The 22,602-nt window shown below is 62.3% G+C and carries 21 protein-coding genes; 11 read left to right on the forward strand and 10 right to left on the reverse strand.

What is annotated here, in order from left to right:
• Positions 1–643: 643 nt before the first annotated feature.
• From DOM45_RS11445 to DOM45_RS11475, 7 genes are all read left to right on the forward strand, one after another.
• Positions 644–1,123: an SUF system Fe-S cluster assembly regulator gene (locus tag DOM45_RS11445; protein WP_110600656.1), complete on the forward strand. Its 480-nt coding sequence runs from the start codon at positions 644–646 to the stop codon at positions 1,121–1,123.
• A gap of 106 nt (positions 1,124–1,229) precedes the next feature.
• Positions 1,230–2,672, forward strand: a complete 1,443-nt coding sequence (sufB, locus tag DOM45_RS11450; RefSeq protein WP_110600658.1) for a Fe-S cluster assembly protein SufB — start codon at positions 1,230–1,232, stop codon at positions 2,670–2,672.
• 72 nt (positions 2,673–2,744) lie between these two features.
• A complete protein-coding gene (gene sufC, locus DOM45_RS11455; protein WP_110600660.1) occupies positions 2,745–3,497 on the forward strand; it encodes a Fe-S cluster assembly ATPase SufC in 753 nt (250 codons plus the stop codon).
• A complete protein-coding gene (sufD, locus tag DOM45_RS11460; protein WP_110600662.1) occupies positions 3,494–4,831 on the forward strand; it encodes a Fe-S cluster assembly protein SufD in 1,338 nt (445 codons plus the stop codon). The genes sufC and sufD overlap by 4 nt, the downstream gene beginning before the upstream one ends.
• A 1-nt stretch (position 4,832) precedes the next feature.
• On the forward strand, positions 4,833–6,074 hold the full coding sequence (locus tag DOM45_RS11465) for a cysteine desulfurase (RefSeq protein ID WP_110600663.1): 1,242 nt from the start codon (positions 4,833–4,835) through the stop codon (positions 6,072–6,074).
• Between the two features lie 52 nt (positions 6,075–6,126).
• Positions 6,127–6,690, forward strand: coding sequence for a putative Fe-S cluster assembly protein SufT (gene sufT, locus DOM45_RS11470; protein ID WP_110600665.1), 564 nt, complete (start codon positions 6,127–6,129; stop codon positions 6,688–6,690).
• Positions 6,691–6,813: 123 nt separating this feature from the next.
• Positions 6,814–7,506 (forward strand): SanA/YdcF family protein, encoded by a 693-nt coding sequence (locus tag DOM45_RS11475; RefSeq protein ID WP_240612369.1) that lies wholly within the window; start codon positions 6,814–6,816, stop codon positions 7,504–7,506.
• Positions 7,507–7,533: 27 nt separating this feature from the next.
• Here the strand turns inward: DOM45_RS11475 and DOM45_RS11480 are convergent, their stop codons facing one another.
• The 4 genes from DOM45_RS11480 to DOM45_RS11495 form a co-directional block, all read right to left on the reverse strand.
• The gene (locus DOM45_RS11480; protein ID WP_110600667.1) at positions 7,534–7,974 is read right to left on the reverse strand and encodes a ferritin family protein; all 441 of its coding nucleotides are present in this window, start codon (positions 7,972–7,974) and stop codon (positions 7,534–7,536) included.
• 111 nt (positions 7,975–8,085) lie between these two features.
• A complete protein-coding gene (gene rimK, locus DOM45_RS11485; RefSeq protein ID WP_110600668.1) occupies positions 8,086–8,994 on the reverse strand; it encodes a 30S ribosomal protein S6--L-glutamate ligase in 909 nt (302 codons plus the stop codon).
• A 48-nt stretch (positions 8,995–9,042) separates the two neighbouring features.
• Positions 9,043–9,480: an ATP-dependent zinc protease family protein gene (locus DOM45_RS11490; protein ID WP_110600670.1), complete on the reverse strand. Its 438-nt coding sequence runs from the start codon at positions 9,478–9,480 to the stop codon at positions 9,043–9,045.
• A 4-nt stretch (positions 9,481–9,484) separates the two neighbouring features.
• Positions 9,485–10,498: a DUF3549 family protein gene (locus tag DOM45_RS11495; RefSeq protein ID WP_110600671.1), complete on the reverse strand. Its 1,014-nt coding sequence runs from the start codon at positions 10,496–10,498 to the stop codon at positions 9,485–9,487.
• 205 nt (positions 10,499–10,703) lie between these two features.
• Between DOM45_RS11495 and DOM45_RS11500 the strand changes: the two genes are divergently transcribed.
• A complete protein-coding gene (locus tag DOM45_RS11500) occupies positions 10,704–11,030 on the forward strand; it encodes a YqcC family protein (RefSeq protein WP_110600673.1) in 327 nt (108 codons plus the stop codon).
• An 88-nt stretch (positions 11,031–11,118) separates the two neighbouring features.
• Here the strand turns inward: DOM45_RS11500 and DOM45_RS11505 are convergent, their stop codons facing one another.
• Positions 11,119–11,673: an OmpW/AlkL family protein gene (locus DOM45_RS11505; RefSeq protein WP_110600675.1), complete on the reverse strand. Its 555-nt coding sequence runs from the start codon at positions 11,671–11,673 to the stop codon at positions 11,119–11,121.
• A gap of 253 nt (positions 11,674–11,926) precedes the next feature.
• Between DOM45_RS11505 and DOM45_RS11510 the strand changes: the two genes are divergently transcribed.
• Both DOM45_RS11510 and DOM45_RS11515 read left to right on the forward strand, forming a co-directional pair.
• Complete coding sequence (locus DOM45_RS11510; RefSeq protein ID WP_240612370.1) at positions 11,927–12,931, forward strand: glycosyltransferase family 2 protein; 1,005 nt, start codon at positions 11,927–11,929, stop codon at positions 12,929–12,931.
• Positions 12,928–13,320 (forward strand): GtrA family protein, encoded by a 393-nt coding sequence (locus tag DOM45_RS11515; protein WP_110600678.1) that lies wholly within the window; start codon positions 12,928–12,930, stop codon positions 13,318–13,320. The genes DOM45_RS11510 and DOM45_RS11515 overlap by 4 nt, the downstream gene beginning before the upstream one ends.
• A gap of 147 nt (positions 13,321–13,467) precedes the next feature.
• On the opposite strand, the gene putP is transcribed toward DOM45_RS11515, so the two are convergent.
• From putP to DOM45_RS20045, 5 genes are all read right to left on the reverse strand, one after another.
• The gene (putP, locus tag DOM45_RS11520; protein ID WP_110600680.1) at positions 13,468–14,958 is read right to left on the reverse strand and encodes a sodium/proline symporter PutP; all 1,491 of its coding nucleotides are present in this window, start codon (positions 14,956–14,958) and stop codon (positions 13,468–13,470) included.
• Between the two features lie 197 nt (positions 14,959–15,155).
• A complete protein-coding gene (gene putA / locus DOM45_RS11525) occupies positions 15,156–18,347 on the reverse strand; it encodes a bifunctional proline dehydrogenase/L-glutamate gamma-semialdehyde dehydrogenase PutA (protein ID WP_110600681.1) in 3,192 nt (1,063 codons plus the stop codon).
• A gap of 164 nt (positions 18,348–18,511) precedes the next feature.
• Complete coding sequence (locus DOM45_RS11530; RefSeq protein WP_110600682.1) at positions 18,512–19,282, reverse strand: AraC family transcriptional regulator; 771 nt, start codon at positions 19,280–19,282, stop codon at positions 18,512–18,514.
• A 24-nt stretch (positions 19,283–19,306) separates the two neighbouring features.
• A complete protein-coding gene (locus DOM45_RS11535) occupies positions 19,307–19,678 on the reverse strand; it encodes a hypothetical protein (protein WP_110600684.1) in 372 nt (123 codons plus the stop codon).
• Positions 19,679–20,114: 436 nt separating this feature from the next.
• On the reverse strand, positions 20,115–20,348 hold the full coding sequence (locus DOM45_RS20045; RefSeq protein ID WP_157958409.1) for a hypothetical protein: 234 nt from the start codon (positions 20,346–20,348) through the stop codon (positions 20,115–20,117).
• Between the two features lie 763 nt (positions 20,349–21,111).
• Here DOM45_RS20045 and DOM45_RS11545 point away from each other — a divergent pair.
• A complete protein-coding gene (locus tag DOM45_RS11545) occupies positions 21,112–22,305 on the forward strand; it encodes an MFS transporter (RefSeq protein ID WP_240612371.1) in 1,194 nt (397 codons plus the stop codon).
• The last annotated feature ends 297 nt before the right edge of the window (positions 22,306–22,602 follow it).

The following is a 22,602-nucleotide window of genomic DNA, read 5'->3' on the forward strand; positions in this document are numbered from 1 at the left end:
ACGGGGTCCAGACTCAAGGGTCGACGACCCTGTCATCACGGTCCTAAAACGGTAGCGCTCGGTTTACAGCCGATGACAAACAGCGTTTCCGAAAAGTCGGGACAACGGTAGGTGCAAGGCTTACTTAGGTCCAATTCAGGAAATTCTGATGTAATCGAGAGTGCGATATTTGTGTCGGTGTATTGCACAGGGCGTAGCCGGTTGCGGACGCCGGGTGTCGCAGCACGGGGACGTGCAGACCGAGCAAAACACCCCTTTTTGTAAGATCATGTTTCAAATCATTGCCTTAAGAACGAAGTGAGTCTTTTTTTTGTTTATTGTGTCATTTTGTCGTTGCGTGAATTGACGACATGTTTTGGCCTCCGCGCTCGTCCCGCCGACATCACGGGATGGTTGTCACCACTCGACGGTCGGAAGCCGTGATCCTCCAACGGCGAGCCTGCCAAGGCGAGGCCTTTGCAGCAGTTTCCCCAGCCGGCGCCGCGTCCTGTTTTCTGGACGCGCATGGCGCTGGTTTTACAGGGGGGCTATCTCCGATGCGTCGCGGCGAGGGTTTCGCCGTCCGTTGTGGGTTCACAGCGTATGTAAAGAGGACTAAAATGGTCCTATATGGCGGCTGTCAGGATCGAGAGGGCATCGAGACGTGCTGAAACTATCGAAATTGACGGACTACGCGGCGGTGATCATGGCGCAGATCGCGCGGGATCCGGATCAGGCCCACACCGCGTCGGAGTTGGCGGCGCGCGTGAAGCTTCCGCATCCCACGGTGGGGAAGACGCTCAAGATGCTGGCCAAGAGTGGACTGCTCGAGTCCCGTCGGGGTTCGCACGGCGGCTACGTGTTGTCCCGCTCTCCGGCGGATATCACGGCCAGTGATATCATCGCCGCGATCGAGGGGCCGATCGGCATGACCGAATGCAGCCACGCCGACGGCGAGTGTGGGCTGCTCGACTCCTGCGGCGTCGCCGACAACTGGCAGCGCGTGTCGCAGGCGATCCGCACGCTGCTCGACGGGGTGACACTGGCGCATCTCGCGCAATCCAGTCCACTCAAGCTGCCGGTGCAGCTACCCATTCAAAGCGTGACGTTGCCCACGGCAAGTGGGGCGTTGCGCGAACATTAAGAAGGTGCGGCGATGGCTGGCCCAGCGGTGGCGACATTCGTTGCCTCTGGCCCGGCCCGGGATTGTGCCTTCGTCATAAGACTCTCGGTGGAGAGGAGAGAAGACCATGGCTAGCGAAGAGATGGAGCAGTTGGTCCGTCGCGAATACAAGCAGGGATTCGTGACCGACATCGAAAGCGATACCGTGCCGCCCGGCCTGGATGAAAGCACGATCGCCTTCATATCCCAGAAAAAGGGTGAGCCGCAGTGGATGCTGGAGTGGCGCCTCGAGGCTTATCACCAGTGGCTCAAGATGACGCCTCCCTCCTGGGCACACCTGGAGTACCCGCCGATCGACTATCAGGCGATCTCCTACTTCAGCGCGCCCAAGAAGCCGGAAGATCGCCCGCAGAGCCTGGACGAGGTGGATCCCAAGCTGCTGGAGACCTACGAGAAGCTGGGGATCCCGCTGCATGAGCGGGCAGCGCTGGCGGGGGTCGCGGTGGATGCGGTATTCGACTCCGTCTCCGTCACCACGACGTTCAAGGAAAAGCTCCACGAAGCGGGCGTGATCTTCTGCTCCATTTCCGAGGCGATCCGCGAGTACCCGGAACTGGTCCGTCAATATCTGGGTACCGTGGTGCCCCAGGCGGACAACTACTTCGCCGCGCTCAACTCCGCGGTGTTCACCGACGGCTCCTTCGTCTATGTGCCGGAAGGCGTGAAATGCCCGATGGAGCTCTCTACCTACTTCCGTATCAACGCCGCCAATACCGGCCAGTTCGAGCGCACCTTGATCGTCTGCGACAAGCAGGCGCAGGTCTCCTACCTCGAGGGCTGTACCGCGCCGATGCGCGACGAGAACCAGCTGCACGCGGCCGTGGTCGAGCTGGTGGCGCTGGAAGACGCTTACATCAAGTATTCGACGGTCCAGAACTGGTATCCGGGCGACGAGGATGGCAAGGGCGGCATCTACAACTTCGTCACCAAGCGCGGCGACTGCCGCGGCGATCGCTCCCGGATCAGCTGGACCCAGGTCGAGACGGGCTCGGCGATCACCTGGAAATACCCCTCCTGCATGCTGCGCGGCAAGGAGAGCATCGGCGAGTTCTACTCCGTCGCGGTGACCAACGGCCGCCAGCAGGCCGACACCGGCACCAAGATGATCCATATCGGTGAGGGCACCCGTTCGACCATCGTCGCCAAGGGGATCGCCGCCGGTCGCAGCGATCAGTCCTATCGCGGGCTGGTCAAGATCGGGCCGCGGGCCAAGGGCGCGCGAAACTACACCCAGTGCGATTCGCTGCTGATCGGCGACCAGTGTGGTGCGCACACTTTCCCCTATCAGGAGATCGGCAACAGCACCGCGACCGTCGAGCATGAAGCCACGACCTCCAAGATTGCCGACGATCAGCTGTTCTACTGCCGTGCCCGGGGCATCGACGAAGAAGATGCCGTGAGCATGATCGTCAACGGCTTCTGCAAGGACGTCTTCCAGGAGTTGCCGATGGAGTTTGCGGTCGAGGCCGAGGCACTGCTCAACGTCACGCTGGAAGGCTCGGTGGGCTGATCCGTCGCCATTGCCGAAATCATTTCATCCGGGAGGCTGCGTCGGCGGTCTCTCTCGTTTCAAGGGTTTCACATGCTCGAAGTCAAAGATCTTCACGTCACGGTCGAGGACAAGGCGATCCTCAACGGCCTCAACCTGACCATCAATGCCGGTGAGGTGCACGCCATCATGGGGCCGAACGGCGCCGGCAAGTCGACGCTGTCGGCCGTGATCGCCGGCAAGGACGGTTATGAAGTCACCCAGGGTACGATTCTGTTCGAAGGTCAGGACATCTTCGAAATGGAGATCGAGGAGCGCGCTCGCGCCGGGCTGTTGCTGGGCTTCCAGTACCCGATCGAGATCCCCGGGGTCAAGAACATCTACCTGCTCAAGGCCGCGCTCAATGCGCAGCGCGCCGCCCGGGGCGAGGGCGAGATTCCGGCGCCGGAGTTCATGAAACTGGTGCGCGAGAAGAGCGCCGAGATGAAGATGGACCCGAGCTTCCTGCAGCGTGCGGTCAACGAAGGTTTCTCCGGCGGTGAGAAGAAACGCAACGAAATCCTTCAGATGCTGGTGCTGCAGCCGAAGCTGGCCATGCTCGACGAGATCGATTCCGGTCTCGACATCGATGCCATGAAGGTCGTCGCCAGCGGCGTCAACTCGCTGCGCAGCGCCGATCGCGCCATCCTGCTGGTGACCCACTACCAGCGCCTGCTCAACCACATCGAGCCGGATCGCGTTCATGTCCTGGTCGACGGTCGCATCGTCAAGAGCGGCGACAAGGAACTGGCACTGGAGCTCGAAGCCCGCGGTTACGATTGGGTGCTGGAGGAGTCTGCTGCATGAGTGCACCGGAACGCTTTCTCGAGCGTCTGACCTTGCGTCGCACGGACGACCCGAGTTGGGTCGCGGCGAGGCGCCAGGCTGGCGCGGCGCGATTCGAGGCGATGGGTTTTCCGACCCGGCGTGACGAAGCGTGGAAGTATACGGACGTGCGCCGTATCGCCGAAGGCGACTTCGCGCTGGCGACCGACGCCGGTTTCGATGCGGCTCGCTTCGAGGCACAGCGGCTGGACATCGATGCCTACCGGCTGGTGCTGGTCGACGGTGTGTTCAGCGAGGCGCTCTCCGAGCTCGAGGGCTTGCCCGATGGCGTCCAGGTCGAGCCGCTTTCGCGAGCCCTTTCTGCCAATCATGAAGCGGTGGGTGGCGCCCTGGGGCGTCTGGCGGGCGTCGATTTTTCTCCCTTCACCGCGTTGAACACCGCCTTTGCCGACGAAGGTGTCGTCGTGCGCCTGGCCCCCGGTGCGGTGGTCGACAAGCCGATCTACGTGCTGCTGCTGTCGCGTGCCAACGGGCAGGCGGTGATGAGTCACCCCCGCGTGTTGATCGAGGCGGGAGCTCGTAGTGAAGCGACGGTCATCGAGCACTACTCGGGTGAGGCCGAAGCGGCCAACTTCACCAATGTGGTGACCGAGGTGCTGCTCGATCGCGGTGCCATCGTCGACCATTACAAGCTGCAGGAAGCCGCGCTGACGGATCTTCACGTGGCCAGCATCCATGTCGACCAGAGTCGCGACAGCCGCTTCAACTCCTACAACCTGAATCTCGGCGGCGCGCTGGTGCGCACCGATCTGGTGACCGATCTCAACGGTGAGGGTGCCGAAGCCGCCTACAATGGACTGTTCTTCGTCCAGGGGCGACAGCACGTCGACAACCACACCCTGGTCAATCACAACTCGCCACGGACGTTCTCCAACGAGAACTACAAGGGCGTTCTCGATGATCGTTCCCATGGCGTGTTCAACGGCAAGGTCTTCGTCAAGAAGGATGCGCAGCAGATCGAGGCGTATCAGAACAACGCCAACCTGCTGCTATCCGACCGCGCCGAGATCGACACCAAGCCGGAACTGGTGATCTACGCCGACGACGTCAAGTGCTCTCACGGCGCCACGACCGGTCAGCTCGACGAGGATGCCGTCTACGCCCTGCGCAGTCGTGGCATCGACGAGCCGATGGCGCGGGCGCTGCTGACCCTGGCCTTCGTGGGCGAGGTGATGGACAAGGTGCGACTCAACGTCATTGCCGAGCGCGTCGAGCGGGCCGTTGCCGGTCGCTTGCCGGAGCGCTTCAATCTGGCGGATCTGGTCGAAACCGCCGAGGCGGTCCAGGAGGCCTGACATGACGTCGATCACCGATCTGACGCTGGACCTGGCGGCGGTACGCCGGGACTTCCCGATACTCGAGCGGGAAGTTCACGGCAAGCCCCTGATCTATCTCGATAACGCGGCAACCAGCCAGACGCCGGTGGCCGTCATCGATAGCCTCGGCGACTACTACCGTCGTTACAACGCCAATATCCACCGCGGCCTGCATACCCTGGCCGACGAGGCGACCGCCGCCTTCGAGGGCGTTCGCGCGACGGTGCAGCGGCACCTCAACGCCTTCGAACCGCGCGAGATCGTCTTCACCCGCGGGACCACCGAGGCGATCAATCTGGTGGCCAACAGCTGGGGACGAGCCAATCTGCGTGCCGGCGACGAGGTCGTGGTGTCGCTGATGGAGCATCACTCCAATATCGTGCCCTGGCAGCTGCTCGAGCGCGAGTTGGGTATCGTGATCAAGGTCATCCCGGTCGATGCGCGCGGCGTGCTCGATCAGCAGGCCTATCGCGAGCTGCTGGGCGAGCGGACCAGGCTGGTCTGCGTCAACCATGTCTCCAACGCGCTGGGCACGATCAATCCCATCGCCGAGATGGCGCGCGACGCCCACGCCCATGACGCCTTGATTCTGGTCGACGGCGCTCAGGCGGTGCCGCATCAAGCCGTCGACGTGCAGGCTCTGGATGCCGACTTCTACGCCTTCTCCGGCCACAAGGTGTATGGCCCGTTGGGTGCCGGCGCGCTCTATGGCAAGGCCTCCATTCTCGAGGCGATGCCCCCCTGGCAGGGGGGCGGGGAGATGATTTCACGCGTCTCCTTCGAGCGTGGCACCGAGTTTGCCGCCGTTCCCCACCGCTTCGAGGCGGGCACTCCGTCGGTGGCTGACGTGATCGCCATGGGCGCGGCCCTCGACTGGGTCAACGCGCTCGGTATCGAGCGCCTGTCGGCCTGGGAGCAGTGGCTGCTGGATCACGCCACGCAGAAGCTCGAACGGATCGATGGCTTGAAGATCATCGGCACGGCGCCGCAGAAGGCGAGCGTGATCTCGTTCGTTGTCGACGGCGCACATGCGCAGGATATCGGGCTGCTGATCGACCAGTTGGGCGTGGCGATTCGTACCGGGCACCACTGTGCCCAGCCGGTATTGAACCACTTCGGTGTCGAGGCGACCTGCCGTGCCTCGCTGGCGGTCTACAACACCCCGGAAGAGGTCGATGCCTTCGTCGAGGCATTGCAGCGCGTGCTGGGGATGCTGCGTTGAGCCGGTCCAGGCGCCCGGCCGGCTCGGGTCGACAACTCTCTCAGGAGCGACGATGGATCCGTTAAGCCAGGTCTACAAGGGCCAGGAGATGCCGCTGCAGCGTGATGTCGATGCCATCTCGATTCCGTTCGGCAAGACGGTCACGCTGGTCGAGGACAGCACGGTCGTGGTGATGCAGGCCAAGGGCAGTTCGGTCAGCGTCAGCTACGAAGGCCGCCTCTATCTGATCGAAGGGCATGATCTCGACTCGCTGGGTCTCGACGCCCTCGAACGCCCCACACTGGACCCGGGCGCGAGCGAGGAAGAGATGGAAGCTTTCGTCTGGGCGCAACTGCGGACCTGCTTCGACCCGGAGATACCGGTCAATATCGTCGACCTGGGGCTGGTCTACGGCTGTCGCATCGAACGCCTCTTGACCGGTGAGTGCATGGTGACCATCCGCATGACGTTGACCGCGCCGGGGTGCGGGATGGGCGATGTCATCGCCGAAGACGCCCGCCGCAAGATTCTGGGCGCGCCGCAGTTCTCCAAGGTCCACGTGGAAATCGTTTTCGATCCCCCTTGGAGCCGTGAGATGATGAGCGAAGAGGCGCGTCTTGAACTGGGAATGTTCTAGGGACTTTACAGACGGAGCCTGACGAACGTTCCCGGCTTGCACAGCCGGTTTCTGGCAGAGCAACGAACGCGATATGCTGATCGACATTTCAATGCGCCACCGGGTTTCCGGTAGAGGTCCTCGGTGGCCGCTTCCTGTCAATCGACCTTGTTCTTCCCCATGTTCCGGCTGCTGAAGGGCGTGTTCAAGGCGCTGCTGGCCAGCCTGTCGCTGGTGGCTGTCGGTATCGTGGTGATCAACCTCTGGATACTGCAGAAGACCCACGCGCGCATCGAGCACGAGGTGCCGCTGTGTACGGTGCAGCCCGTCGGCCTGGTCTTCGGCACTTCGCAGTGGTTGCGTCAGGGCGGTTCCAATCCCTACTACCAGGCCAGAATGGAAACCTCGGCGGAACTGCTGCGGTTGCACCGTGTCCAGCACCTGCTCCTCTCCGGCGACAACCGTACCCGCTACTACAACGAGCCGATCAGCATGTGGCGCTCCTTGAAGCGTCGCAATGTCGATGATACCCACATGACTCTCGACTATGCCGGTTTCAGTACCTTCGACAGCGTCGTTCGGGCCAAGGAGGTCTTCGGCGCTGACCGCTTGATGCTGATCTCGCAGGATTGGCACCTACCACGCGCGCTATTCATCGCCGATGCACTGGGCATCGAGGCGACCGGATGCGCCGTGCCCGAAGGCGGCATCAAGGGGGAGTGGCGATTGCGGCTGCGAGAGTGGCTGGCCCGTGCGGCGACGTTCGGGGATCTCTATTTCTGGGGGCGCGAACCTTACTTCCTCGGGCCTCTCGAGCCGATCCGGCTATCGTCATGAGCTCGGCGGGGCGCCGACCGTCCTCTCTCAGCGCTGGCGTTGCTGAAGCTTGTTGATTTCCCGAATCAGCGCCCGGCAATTCTTCCAGCAGCGCTCCAGTGGCGGCTCGAGCGCTTCCGGCAGGGGATGGGTGAAGGCCGTGCCCAGCGCCTGCATCAGAACTCGCTCCTGCTCGAGCAGTTCTCCCAGCAGCACGGCGCTATCGTTGCCGACGAAGCTCTTGATACGGCTCCAGAGCCAGAGGTAGTCGTCGCGTTCGACGTCGGCATCCCGTGGCAGGATGTCGAGATGCTCCCGCACCAGCTGCTGGAGTTCATGCATGGCAGCCCCACGTTCCTCATAATGGGGTTTCAGGGCATTACGCAGCGCCGGACGCAGGCGATCGAGATTGTCCTGAAAATAGTCGAGACTGTCGGCCAGCGCTTCGAGCACGCTGTCCATCGCCACTTGGCGATTGTCGAGAAACATGTGCGGCCACCTCCTGAGGTGACACAAATTGTGCGGCCGGAAACACTGTTTTGCTACCCCTGGGGGCAGAAAAATTTAGTGTTTCCGGCTATTTGTTCCTTTTCTTCTGGCTCAGCCCTTGGGTTTCGGCGGCGCCTTGCGTGGCGTGCTGGCATTTTTCTCCAGATGCTCGATGATCAGGCCGGCGATATCCTTGCCGGTCGCCGTCTCGATACCTTGCAATCCGGGCGAAGAGTTCACCTCCATGATCACCGGGCCGTGGTTGGAGCGCAGCAGGTCGACACCCGCCACGGACAATCCCATGGCCTTGGCCGCTCGAATGGCGGTGGAACGCTCTTCCGGGGTGATGCGGATGACGCTGGCGGTGCCGCCACGGTGCAGATTGGAACGAAATTCGCCATCGGCGGCCTGGCGTTTCATCGCTGCCACCACTTTGTCGCCGATGACGAAGCAGCGAATGTCGGCGCCCTTGGCCTCCTTGATGTACTCCTGCACCATGATGTTCGCCTTCATGCCCATGAAGGCCTGGATGACGGATTCCGCTGCCTGATTGGTTTCTGCCAGGACCACGCCGATGCCTTGGGTTCCCTCCAGCAGCTTGATCACCAGCGGCGCCCCCTTGGCCATGGTGATCAGGTCGGGAATGTCGTCGGGCGAGTGGGCGAAGCCAGTCACCGGAAGCCCCAGGCCCTTGCGCGACAGCAGTTGCAGTGAGCGCAGCTTGTCGCGGGACCGGGTGATGGAGACCGAGTCGTTGAGTACGTAGGTGCTCATCATTTCGAACTGGCGCAGTACAGCGCAGCCGTAGAAGGTCACCGATGCCCCGATGCGCGGCACGATCGCGTCGAAGGACTCGAGTTCCGCCCCCTTGTAGTGGATCGAGGGGCGGTGCGAGGCGATATTCATGTAGCAGCGCAGCGTGTCGACGACTCTGACACTGTGGCCACGCTGCTCGGCGGCCTCGATCAGGCGGCGCGTCGAGTATAGGTTGCGATTGCGTGACAAGATGCCGATGTGCATGCGCGAGAGGCTCCGAGCCGTGGTGTGAGGGCGGTGGCGAGAGAAATGTCAGGGTTCACCGTGAAGGAACGCGGCGCCCGGGGCAACCAGCAGCCGTCGCATGGCGCGTCTCCCGAGCAGCATGGGATGACGCATGTTGCTGCGATCGGTCAAGGTCAATTCGATGGGGAAATCCAGGCCACCGAGGAGGAGGCGGGTGCGGATGACATAGCGCCACTCCTGCTGCCCGTTGGAACTCCTGACTCTCCGCCGGTCGTGCAGCGGCAGCTGGCACTCATGATGCGCGATGGGCTGCCCGCTCGAGCGGGTGATGAACCGAACCCATGGGTGTCCGCTCTCTTCGTAGGGCTCGATCTGTTCGGCATGCAGCGCCGAGGTGCGGGCCCCGGTGTCCGCCTTGCAGCATAGTGTCATCTGCAGGTCGGGGAGCGTCACCATCTCGCGTCGGCCGATGATCGCCTGGACCTGATAGGGCATTGCTTTCATGAAATCATGCGTTCCGTTGTCTGACGAGCCGGCCCAGGGAGGAGTCCATCGGTGCCTGACGTAGCATCATCAATATGGGCAGCCGCAGGCGAGGGATCAATGCCAAATCACGCACGACGGGACGAAAGTCGACCTCCTGACTCTCGGCCAGGCGCTGCAGAAACCGTTCGAGGCGGGCCTCGTGCTCGAGATGGTGCCAGCCACGGGCGGCAATGGCGGCAAGACAGTCGGCGGCCATCAGGGCGTCGTCATCGAGAATGCGGCCTAGCCACTCCCCGACCCTGGCGTCCTCGCTACCCAGCAGGGCTCTCAACAGGGCGCAGAAGGCTTCGATATCCCGTCTCTCGCGAGCGCTGTCGAGCATGCTCCACAGTCTCGGCAGCAACTCGTCCGGGGTGTCACCATGTTCCAGCAGGTAGCAAAGCGCTAGAATCACCTCCCGCGGCATGGCATCGAGGCCTGCCACCAGCGCCCCGATTACCGCCGGGTCCTTGGCGACAACCTGGTCGGCCAATCCCTGGAGACCCAGCATCTGCCAGTCGAGCGACTCATCGCCGAGGAGATAGCGGCGTGTCATGTCAGAGAAAGCCGAGGGAGGCTGGCCGAAATGACGAGACAAGCGGGCGTGCAGCAGCGCTCGCTGGTGTAGCTCTGGTTCGAAGGCCAGCGGATTGTCCTGCATCAGATTGTCTGGCGCCAGATCCTCGTTAGAGGATGCCGCGCGGGCGCTCAGGGTCTGCAGCAGACGGTCGAGGAACGCATCGCGAGGGGCGGGCACCAGTTGGCCCTGCTCATCCAGCGGTAGAGAAAGGAACCAGATGGCCGGGTCCGTTTCGAGTTCGGGCCATCTCAACGCACAGGCGACCTGGGCTCGGCCGTTCCAGGGGAGTGGCCAGGGCGTCTGCTCCCGCTCGAATGCGGCGAAAGCGGCCTGTTCCATAGGGGTGACGCGACGGCCCAGGGTCGATATCACGACCTCCGCGCCGCTGCCCGAGAAGAAATCGCTGAGCGTTTGCATGATAGGGGGTCGCCGTCTCCATCGAGGCGCGCACTGTAACTTGCCGCGCCGGCTCTGGATAGGTCCTGGCCAAAAATTGATCAGTCTGCGCCGAGACATGCATTACGCCGCGTCGGGATAGGTGTCCCAAGTTTATCCACAGGCTCCTTCAGGTTTTTTGTGAGCAACCGGAACAGTTTCCACACCCACCGTTTCAGGAGGAACAATGACCTCGCACGACAGATTGGCTCACGCCTTGCGTGAATTGGAATCGACGCTGATGGACGTCGGTCTGTGGGAGGCATCGCAACCCCAACCGTCGGCGTTCGAGAGCCAGCAGCCATTTTGCGTCGATACCATGTCGATGCCGCAATGGTTGCGCTACGTCTTCATTGCGCGGCTCCAGGCGCTGGTCGATGCCCGTGCCACCTTGCCCGCGACTTGCGCCGTCGCCCCGGCGATGGAGGTCTGGCTCAAGGACGAGCCGGCCTCGACGAGAGATCCGGTAGTGCGTGAGCTTGCCAACGTCGATCTTATCGTCACCCAGGCATGACCGATCGCGGTCGAGCCCCGCTGGCCGAATCCGAGGCACAAAAAAACCGGGCCCTTGGGCCCGGTTTCCGATAGCGACTGCCGTTCGCTTAGAAGCGAGCGGTGACACCGGCACCGACGGTGACCGGGTCGAGATCGATGTCGCGACCGCCACTGATGTCGGCGCTGACATCGGTGTACTGAGCGAAGGCGTTGAAGCCGAAGTTGTCGGTCACGTTCAGATCGACACCCAGCTGGCCCGCTGCGCCCCAGGAGTCGTCGACGCTACCGACACCGCTCTCGTCAGAGAACGTGGTGTAGTTGACACCGACGCCAGCATACGGCTGGACGCGAGAATCGAGACCACCCAGCGGGTAGTACTGTGCCATCAGATTGATCGGGACCTGCTTGAAGGTACCGCCTTCAGCGTGGACCTTGGTCTCGGTCATGGAGCTCAGCTCGACGCCGATCTTGTCGTGAACCATGTAACCCAGGCCCAGGTAGGCGCCCTTGTCGTTGTCGCCGGTATAGCCGGTATCAACGTCTGTCTTGGCTACGCCCAGGCGGCCGTAGAAATCGCCAGCGCCGTAGGCGAATGCAGCTTGAGTTCCGAATGCGCAAGCGCCGGCGACTACCATTGCGGAAAACAGTTTGGTCTTGGTCATGATAAGTACTCCCTTTCTTTCATCATGAAGCCGTGTTACCGGCCTTCACATTCTATGAGACAACGTCGCTATGATAGGAAACGGTGTTTTTTATGTCCAGTAAAATTTTGAAACAGCGTTTTTTTACACTTCGGTAGCGTTTACGCCTGTCTGTGCGCAGTCGCCTTTCTACCGCTAGGATTAGCCTAGACGCTGACGGATGACGTCGCCAACCCAAGGTGGGCCGACGTCATCGACCGAGGAGAAGAGCGCCGTGGAGAGACACCGAAAGGATTGGATGTTGTCGATCGTGGTACCGGTCATGAACGAGGAGGAGGCGATCGATCGGTTTCTACAGGCGGTGGATCGAGAGCTGGGCGACAGGCTGCCGGCACTGGAGATACTGTTCGTCGACGACGGTTCCACCGACGCAACGCTCGAGAGGCTCCGCACGAGTGCGTCCCGGGATCCCAGGGTTCGGGTTCTCTCCTTGACGCGGAATTTCGGCAAGGAAGCTGCCATGACCGCCGGGCTGGATCACGCCCGGGGAGATGCCGTCGTGCCAATGGATGTCGATCTGCAGGATCCCCCGGCGGTGATCCTGGAATTCATTCGGCTGTGGCAGGACGAAGGGTACGACATGATTTACGGCATTCGTGGCTCCCGAGATGAGGATACCCAGGCAAAGCGGGCCTCCGCTGGCCTTTTCTATCGCTTTTTCAACCGTCTGGCCGAAACCCACATCCCCAGCAATGCCGGGGATTTCCGGCTGCTGGATCGCCGTGTGGTGGAAGCCATCAAGCGGTTGCCCGAACGCAACCGGTTCATGAAAGGCTTGTTCAGCTGGCCGGGGTACCGCTCCATCGGTGTCTACTACGATCGGCCGGCGCGAGAGAGCGGGGAGAGCAAGTTCAATTTCTGGAAGCTGTGGAATTTCGCCATCGACGGGTTCGTCAGCTTTTCTACCTGGCCATTGCGTATCTGGATGTATTTCGGCGCCGTCATTGCCGGGCTCGCTTTCCTTTATATTCTCCTCCTCGTCGGGCGCGTGATCGTGGTGGGCAATGATCTGCCCGGCTACGCATCGTTGATGACCGCGATCCTGTTTTTCGGCGGCATGCAGCTGTTGTCCGTCGGTATCCTGGGCGAGTACGTCGGGCGCCTTTTCATCGAGACCAAGCAGCGACCGCTCTATCTGGTCGCCGAGGATAGTCTGATCGACCGGGAGAAGCAGGTCGGTGAGGGCGGTGGGGCCCACCACGGGTCTGACGGCTCGTGAAGCGCCGGCTCAAGCGCGAGGCGAAGACGGCTGCCCGGTTCGGGCTGGTGGGCGGTGTGGCGACGGCTGCGCACCTGACGATTGCGGCCATCCTCAGCGCCCTGTGGCCCGCGCTGTCGGAGTTCCTGGTCAATCTGTGCGGCTTTCTGGTTGCCTTCCAGATATCGCTGATCGGCCACCGACGCTTGACGTTCCGGCGCCGGGGGAAGGCCAGGCGCTTCTTCACCCTGGCCTTGCTGGGGTTCGTTCTCAATAACGGTGTCCTCGCCATGCTGCTGGCTTCGACCCGAGTGTCCGGATTCTGGGCCATCGGCATTGCCACGCTTACCGTGCCAGTGATTACCTACGTCGGCTCACGACTGTGGGCGTTTCGCGAGCATCACCACTGACAGTCGGTAATTCTTGGGCGCGGGCGACGGCGATGCCGGGACCGATTGGCGGTTCGGGTTGCTACTCACGATCGCGATTGTCCGTGTGATGGCAGGCACGAAAAAGGGCTCCCTCAGGAGCCCTTGATCTTGGCGGTCGAGCCATGCTCAGCGCGTGATCTGACGATACTCGCCGGCGTCGCTGGTCATGCGGCTCACCACCACGATGGCGAGGAAGGAGGCGATGAAGCCGGGGATGATCTCGTAGACGCCGGGGCCGCCCAGGAACGAGTTGCTGAAGCCCAGCGCGATCCACACGATTACCGTCAGCGCACCCACCACCATGCCGGCGATGGCGCCGGCGCCGTTGGTCCGCGACCACATCAGCGAGAGCAGGATCAGTGGGCCGAAGGCGGCGCCGAAGCCAGCCCAGGCGTTGCTGACCAGGCCCAGCACCTGGGAGTCGGGATTGGAGGCGATGATCGCTGCCACCAGGCCCACCGCGACCACGCTCAGCCGGCCGATGGTGACGGTCTCCTTCTCGCTCGCCTCCTTGCGCAGGAACAGGCGGTAGAAGTCCTCGGTGAGCGACGAGGAGGCCACCAGCAACTGGCTGGAAATGGTGCTCATGATCGCCGCCAGCAGCGCCGCGTAGAGGAAGCCGGTGATCAGCGGATGGAACAGCAGGTTGGAGAGGATGATGAAGATCGTCTCCGGGTCCTGCACTTCGAGGCCGTTGCGGATCGCATAGGCGCGGCCGAAGATACCGACCGAGATCGCGCCGACCAGCGAGATGAGCATCCAGCTCATGCCGATGTTACGTGCCGTGGGCACGTCCTTGACCGAGCGGATCGCCATGAAGCGCACGATGATGTGCGGCTGGCCGAAATAGCCCAGGCCCCAGGTGACCGCAGAGAGCCAGCCGATGATGGTTAGCCCGTCGGTCCAGGAGAGCAGCGTGGGGTCCACCTGATTGAGCGTCTGCTGGGCCTGGCTGAATCCGCCGCCGCCCTCGCCGAAGAGCACCACCGCGGGCATGATCACCAGCGCCAGCATCATGATGCAGCCCTGCACGAAGTCGGTCATGCTCACCGCCAGGAAACCGCCGACCACGGTATAGACCAGCACCACCCCGAGGGTGAGGATCACCCCGGTGGCATAGTCGCTCAGCCCGCCGATGTCGATGACGCCGGAGAAGGCGCTCTCGAACAGCTTGCCGCCGGCCACCAGGCCCGAGGCGGTGTAGACCGAGAAGAACACCACGATGACGATGGCCGAGACCGTGCGCAGCGACAGCGCGCGGGTCGGGAAGCGGTTGGCCAGAAACGCCGGAATGGTGATGGCATTACCGTAGTGAACGGTCTGCTCGCGCAGCCGTGGCGCGACCAGCAGCCAGTTGAAGAAGGCGCCGACGAACAGGCCGATCCCGATCCAGGCCGAACCCAGGCCGGAGACGAACATCGCCCCGGGCAGGCCCAATAGTAACCAGCCACTCATGTCCGAGGCGCCGGCCGACAGCGCCGCGACCTGAGGACTGAGCGTTCTTCCGCCCAGCATGTAATCCTCGGAGGTGGCGGTGGAGGTGCGCATGGCGTAGAGGCCGATGGCGATCATGAGCACGAAGTAGGCGATGAGGCTTATCCAGACACCGATAGCCATGAGGACGTCTCCTTTCTCTTAGTTATTAGATGTCACCGGCCCGGACGGGATACTGCCGGGCCTGGGGTGTTCACGCGGCCCGGAGCGGCGACGGCTCGCGCCGCGGATGGCTGGCGAGGGGGCTTTGGCCCCCTGTTGATATTGTTTTCGGTCATGCAGAACTTCCTTCAGTTTGTTGTCGTTGACGACGAGCGGGATCACTCGTCTCCCATCGCTAGCAGCGACGCATTCCCGCCCAGCGCAGCCGTGTTGATGGTGCGGGTCTTCTCGGTGGCGAAGCGCAACAGGTAGTGCGGCCCTCCGGCTTTCGGACCGGTGCCGGAGAAGCCCTGGCCACCGAACGGCTGCACCCCGACGACGGCGCCGATGATATCGCGATTGACGTAGACGTTGCCGACACGGATACGGCTGGCGACATGCTGAGTGAAGCTTTCGTTACGGCTGTGGACGCCGAACGTCAGGCCGTAGCCCTTGGCGTTGATGGCGTCGATGACGTCTTCCAGCTGGTCGGCGCGATAGCGCGCGATGTGCAACAGCGGCCCGAACTGCTCCGCTTGCATCGATTCGATGCCGTCGATGGCGAAGGCCATGGGCGCCACGAAGGTGCCGTTGCCGGTCTGTGCCGGATCGAGCTTGGCTTCGGCGAGCAAGCGGCCCTCGGCCTTCATCTTCTCGATATGGGCGAGCAGTCCTTCGCGAGCCTCCTCGTCGATGACCGGGCCGACGTCGGTGCCGAGATCGCGGGGATCACCGATCCGCAGCTCTTCCATGGCCCCACGCAGGATCTCGATGACGCGATCGGCGATATCTTCCTGCAGGTAGAGAACGCGAAGGGCGGAACAGCGCTGGCCGGCACTCTGGAACGCCGAGTGGACGACATCCGCGACGACCTGCTCGGGCAGGGCGGTGGAGTCGACGATCATCGCGTTCATGCCGCCGGTCTCGGCGATCAACGTAGGCAGGGCGGCGTTCTCTCTTGCGGCCAGTGCCCGGTTGATGATCTGCGCGGTGTCGGTGGAGCCGGTGAAGACCACGCCCGTAATCCGCGGGTCGCTGCTCAGCACGCTGCCCACGGTGAGGCCGTCGCCCGGCAGCAGCTGGACCACGTCACGCGGCATGCCGGCCTCGAACAGCAGCTCGATCACGCGGTTGGCGACCAGCGAGGTCTGCTCCGCGGGTTTGGCCAGCACGCTGTTGCCGGCCACGGCGGCCGCCACCAGCTGCCCGGTGAAGATCGCCACCGGGAAGTTCCAGGGGCTGATGGCGGCGAACACGCCCTTGCCGCTCATCATCAGCTCGTTGGATTCACCGGTCGGCCCCGGCAGGAGGGTCGGCTCGGCGAACAGTTCGCGGGCGCGGGCGGCATAATAGCGGCAGAAATCCACCGCCTCGCGAATCTCGTCGACGCCATCGGTGAGCAGCTTGCCGCCCTCGCGGGAACAGAGCGTCATCAATTCCGGCAGATGGTTCTCCATCAGGTCGGCGTGACGCTCGAGAATGGCCGCGCGCTCGTCGACCGGCGTCTCGCTCCAGCGGGGGAAGGCTTTCCAGGCAATATCGACGGCCTGTTGGGCCTGCTCGCGTGTCGCCCACTGCACGCTGCCCACCGGCTGACGGCGGTCGTAGGGGCTGGCGACTGGCTGACGCTGGCTGTCGTCGTCGGCGATGTCGATGCCAAGCAGCGGCTTGGCGTGATATTCCCGGTCCATGAACTCCGCCATGCGGTCGATGAGCGGCTGGTATTGACTGTTGATGTTCAAGTTGACGCCTTTGGAGTTCTTGCGTGCCGGACCGTAGATGTCCTTCGGCAACGGAATTTTGGGATTGGCGAAGGTCGGGTAGGGCTTGAGCGTGGCGATCGGATGGACGCATAGCGACTCGACCGCCACCCGTGGGTCGACCAACTGGTGGACGAATGACGAGTTGGCGCCATTTTCCAGCAGCCGGCGGACCAGGTACGGTAGCAGGTCCTTATGTGCGCCGACGGGTGCGTAGATGCGGCAGTAGGTGCCTTGCGGGGCGCGCTTGAGCGCCGCGTCATAGAGCGCTTCGCCCATGCCATGCAGTCGCTGGAACTCGAAGGCGCGATCGGCGTCGTTGGCCAGCTCGAGAATACTCGTGATGGTGTGAGCGTTGTGCGTCGCGAACTGGGGGAAAATGCGGCCGCGGGTATTGTCGGAGAGCAGGAACCGGGCGCAGGCGAGATACGCCACATCCGTGCAAGCCTTGCGGGTATAGACCGGGTAGCCATCGACGCCGAGCTTCTGCGACTCCTTGATCTCGGTATCCCAATAGGCGCCCTTGACCAGCCGCAGGGGGATCTCGTCGCCCTGCTGATCGGCCAGGCGATTGATATAGTGCAGTACCGGCAGGCAGCGCTTGGCGTAAGCCTGAACCACCAGGCCGAAGTGGCCCCAGCCGCGACAGACATCGCTTTCGAAAACCGCGCGGAAGACCTCCAGCGAGAGTTCGAGACGGTCCACCTCCTCGGCGTCGACGGTCAGCGCCACATGGCGCTCCCGAGCCAGCTCCACCAACTGCTTGACGGTGCCGACCAGTTCCTCGAGCACCTGGCTGCGGCGACCGAACTCGTAGCGTGGATGCAGTGCGGAGAGCTTGATCGAGACAGACGGGGCCGGCGTGCTGGCGTCCAGCTTGAGGCTGGTTTCACCGACCTGGCGGATTGCCGAGGCGTAGTCGTCGAAATAGCGCTTGGCATCCTGACGGGTGCGGGCCGCTTCGCCCAGCATGTCGTAGGAGTAGGTGTAGCCCTTGTTGAACAGCGGCTTGGAGCGCTTCAAGGCTTCATCGATGGTGCGGCCCAGCACGAACTGCTGGCCCATGATCTTCATCGCCTGATACATGGCGCTGCGAATCACCGGCTCGCCCATGCGATTGACCATGCGGTTGATGAAATTGGCCGGCTTGCCCTCTCTTGGCTTGTCCAGCTGGATGACGTTGCCCGTCATCAGCAGACCCCAGGTGGAGGCATTGACGAACCACGACTCGCTCTGTCCTAGGTAGCGCTTCCAGTCGGCGACGCCCAGCTTGTCCTCGATTAAGGCATCAGCGGTGGCTTTGTCGGGAATACGTAAAAGCGCCTCCGCCAGACACATCAGCAGCACGCCTTCCTGGGTATCGAGACTGTACTGCTGGAGCAGTTCGTCGATGGAGTCGACGGCGGTGTCCATGGTGCGGACATCGCGGACCAGTTGCGCCGTCTTGTCGCCGATGCGTGCGAAATCCGCTTCGTCGGCGTCCAGCATGGCGCACAGCTGCTCGAGGTAGGCGTCCTCGTCAACCACATAGTGGTCGCTGATCCTGGCGAACAGCGTCTCCAGCGAAGTCTGCCAGGTAGCGGCATCCAGCATTTGGTCGGCTTTTAGCATTGTTTAACCCCGTGATAATCGGCATCGGCGGTGATGGCCGCTTGCCGGAAGCGTACGGTGAACTGCGCCAAGGGATAGGCGTGGTGGCTGACTCTATCGTGAAACAGGTGGGCGGTACTTGCCAATTATCCGGGGGTATTTGCGAAAAAGGCCGGCTTGTCGCGCTAACGAGAGGGGCGTCTCAGCTGCATGGGCGGATGGCCATAGCGGCGCCGGAAGGCGTTGCTCAGGGCGCTCTGGTTGGCGAACCCTGTGCGTTCCGCGATATTTGCCAGCGGCATGTCGGTCAACGTGGTCAATTCACGAGCCCGATTCAAACGCAGCCGCATCACGAACTGATAGGGAGTGATGCCAGTCTGTTCGCGAAATCGTTCGGCGAAGTGCGCTTCGCTCAGACAGACCAGGCGGGCCAGGTCGGAGACGCTCAGGCGCCGGTCCAGCCGTTCGAGAACGAACTGCTCGAGCCGCTGGACGTCGAGTGCTCGACTGGCTCGCTTGGCCAGCGAGGGAGAGCGGAGCGGCGCGTTCAGGCGGGCGTGCAGTGAACTGAGCAGGGTGGCGACCAGCAGATCCCCGGGTGCGTGACTGGCTTGACCCATCTCGTTGATCAGAAACTGCAGGTAGTGCTGTAGCGATTCATCGAGAGCAAAGTACCCCGGGCGATCGAACAGGGCTCTCGATCGCCGATTCATCCCGGTCAGGGCAGAGGCATCGTCCGGCAAGTCGATGATCAACTGGCGGTTATCCCCGATGCCCTCGTAATAGTGTTCGATATTGGCTGGCACGAGACAGCCCGAGAGTGGCGCGACGACACCTCCCTGACCGGCGATCTCGAATTCCGCGTAACCGGACAGCCCGATCACGAGCTGGTGATAGTCGTGGTGGTGGTGCTGGATGGCGTTGTCCAGCGGTGTCAGCCGGATGGTATCGGTCATGGTGTTCGTCGCGACGTGGCGTGTTCAGGCATGATACTCACTTCCGTGAAGCGCCTGATGGGCCGCCAGGTGGTCGCGCAGTGCCGTCAGCTCTTCCCGACCCTTGCGAGAGAAGAGCGATCCGCCCTGGGCCGCTTGCCACGGGCGACCGTGCGTTTCCATCAGGTGCTGGCTCCGGCGGCGCAGGTTTTCCAGATAGGCATCGTGGCGGATCGGGTAGCCGATCAAGGTGTGCCAGCGTGCTTCACTGGCGCGGTTGTCCAGTACCGCGTCGAACAGGTCGAGAAGATCCTGTGGTTGGGTTCGATAGCGGGGAGTGCGCGATAGCATCAGCGCCGCCACGGTGGCCAGACTGATCAGCAGGCAGACGAGGAAGACCACGAAGAATAGTGGCATGCGGAGGCTCCGGGGCGCGGCAGTCGTCGCAGTTTACCATGCTGGCGGCGGCGCCCAAATGTCGTTGACACGGCGCTTGGCAAGGTACACCCGGCAAGATGTCGATCGCGCGGAGGTCGATGATAGCCGAACTCGAGCAAAGATGGCGCCGTTCGGACGTCACGGGAGCTCATGCCGTACCGGTCGATCTCGGTGGCGTTCGCCCCGGTAATGGAGAGAGACGGTGGACCCGACGCCGACCGCGGGTATCACTGTTACCGGATAAAAAAACGCCGCGCTGAGCGCGGCGATAACGATCATTACAGTAAGCTCGAGAATCCCTGTAGCGACTGCTATTCAGTATCTCTTGATCGTTATGAGTCGTTATCGATGAAAAAGTTCCTCGACGCGAGAGAGGCCGCGCACTCACTCGTGCTGGAGCCGGTATCCGCGCCCGTCAGGGCAATGCTCTGGCGCCGGAAGCGGCAGGCGTGTCTGCCTCCCACTGCCTGACTTGGCCGTTCTCGGCCACCCAGAACACGGCGACGCCCTGGCGTAGGCAGAACTCCTTCATCCCGGCCATCCGGCGGCGAAAATCGGAGGTGTCGGGGAGTGCCAGCGATACCTGGGCCGTCTCGTCCGGCATTTCGCTGTCCTGGATGAGATAGAAGAAGGCTTGGGTGATCTCCATCCAAGGGTCCTGGCCGACATCGAGGCCAAGTTCGCCCCGGCAGTCGACGATCAGGCGCCTCTGTCCAAACACGGACGTGGCTTCGAGATCGATTTCCGGTCGCGTGCCCAGTCGGCTGGCCCCACATCGATAGCCATTGCTGGCAAGCCAGTGGGACATCGCCTGAACGACATGAGTATGAGTTATGGATGCCATCGGTTTTGTCATGAATTTAGTTAATGTTATGAAATGACGCGATTAGCTTCTGATTTGATGTATCAATGATTAGATTAACATAGTCGTGTTTCTAGATAGATGCATAGTTCGTATAGGGGCCCTCCTATTCTGCATGGCCCGACGTGAGTAGTGATTCTATCTATAGGCAGCGCCTTAGCTGCCGTTTTTCAACGACTTCCGGCGTCATGGCCATGGCTTCTTCCCTTGCTCTGGCGCTTTGGAAGAAAAAGAGCGACAGACAGGAGAGTGCCTGATTCGGTGGCCGGAGTTCGCCATGTCGTATAGTTAAGATACTTCTATTTTATTATTAAAGTTATAGTTTGATACGGTCGTTCGACGACTGCTCCCTGACACGCCATGACACTGCGGCGAACCCTGGGCTTTAGGGCCCATCCACCCGCCGGCCGGGACCGAAGCGAGCTTGCCGATCCGCCCGCAGGAGCATTGCCGACCATCTGCAAGAATATTGTTAGTCGACGGTTCCCATAGCGCCGGCTAGCGTGAATAATCGCAAGTCAACTCTATTAGACTAAAGTAGGAGGTGGCCGTGGCTAACGCTCACTCGGCCGATACAGCAAAGCCCTCCCGGCGGTATGCGTTGCTGATCGAAATAGCGCTGGCCGTGGGAGGATTCGCCATTGGCGTCGGCGAGTTCACCATCATGGGTCTGATGCCGGACGTGGCCAGGGCTTTGAGCATCTCCGAGCCGCAAGTGGGTAACGTCATCAGCGCCTACGCGCTAGGCGTCGTGGTGGGGGCGCCACTGATCGCCGTCATGGGATCGCACTTCTATCGGCGTCATCTGCTGCTGATGCTGATGGCCTTTTTTGCGCTGGGCAATATCGCCAGCGCCCTGGCGCCGGATTATCACACCTTGATGATCTTTCGCTTCATCTCCGGACTGCCTCACGGCGCCTATTTTGGCGTCGCCTCCCTGGTCGCGGCCTCGCTCGTTCCCCCGCACAAGCGGGCTCAGGCGGTGAGCCGGGTCATGTCCGGACTGACCATCGCCATGCTGATAGGCAACCCCCTCGCCACCTGGCTGAGTCAGATGATGAGTTGGCGCCTGGCCTTTGCCATGGTCGGTGGCATTGCTGTCTTGGCGGTCGTTCTGGTGTTCATCTATCTACCGTTGAACCGACAAGAGAAGCGCAATAGCCCGATGCAGGAGCTCACCGCGCTCAAGCGTTCTCAGGTCTGGTTGACGCTAGGGGTCGGCGCGATCGGCTTCGCCGGTATGTTCTGTGTCTTCGCCTACCTGGCTCCGGTCCTCGTCAACGTGACGCAGGTGTCGCCGTACTGGATACCCGTGGCCCAGGCGGCATTCGGCGCAGGCGCCATTATCGGTAATATCGTCGGCGGAAAACTCTACGATCGCATGCAGCTCAAGGGGGTGGGCTGGTTGCTGGTCTGGTGCATTGCCATCCTGCTGCTCTTTCCGCTGGCGGCGCAGTCGCTATGGTCGATTCTGCTGATTTGCGTGGCGGTCGGGACCATGGTCTCGCTGTCCCCGGCACTGCAGACACGGCTGATGGATGTGGCGGCGGATGCCCAGACCCTGGCTGCCGCTTCCAATCACGCCGCTTTCAATGTGGCCAACGCGCTGGGGCCGTGGCTCGGCGGCATAGCCATCGGCGCCGGGCTGGGATGGACCGCGACCGGCTACGTCGGGGCGGCGGCGGCGGCAGTGGGGCTGGTCGTGTTCTTCTTCGCCTACCGTCAGCAGCAGCGGTACGGTTGAGTTCGGCGGGGTCGAGTGGAATCGAGGCGTTGGGCAGGGGCCTGACCCGGTTGGGTCAGGCCCATCGAGATCGGTGTGCGAGGGTCAAGCGAGCTCGGTAACCGCGGCTGACGGGGCAGGAACTGAAACATATGCGTCTTCGCTGGGGCAGCGTTCGCACTTGATGCTGACCGCCTTCTGCTCTTCGGCGTCAGTGGTTGTCGTCGGTAGCGGCTGCTCATGGCCACAAGCGCGACAGCACGCCATCAATGAACTTTCGGATTGCTTGACCGTAAACATTTCCATCGGCTCTTCTCC

Origin of the sequence: Salinicola lusitanus, from assembly GCF_003206045.1 — a bacterium.
In the GTDB taxonomy this organism is placed as follows: Bacteria; Pseudomonadota; Gammaproteobacteria; order Pseudomonadales; family Halomonadaceae; genus Salinicola; species Salinicola lusitanus.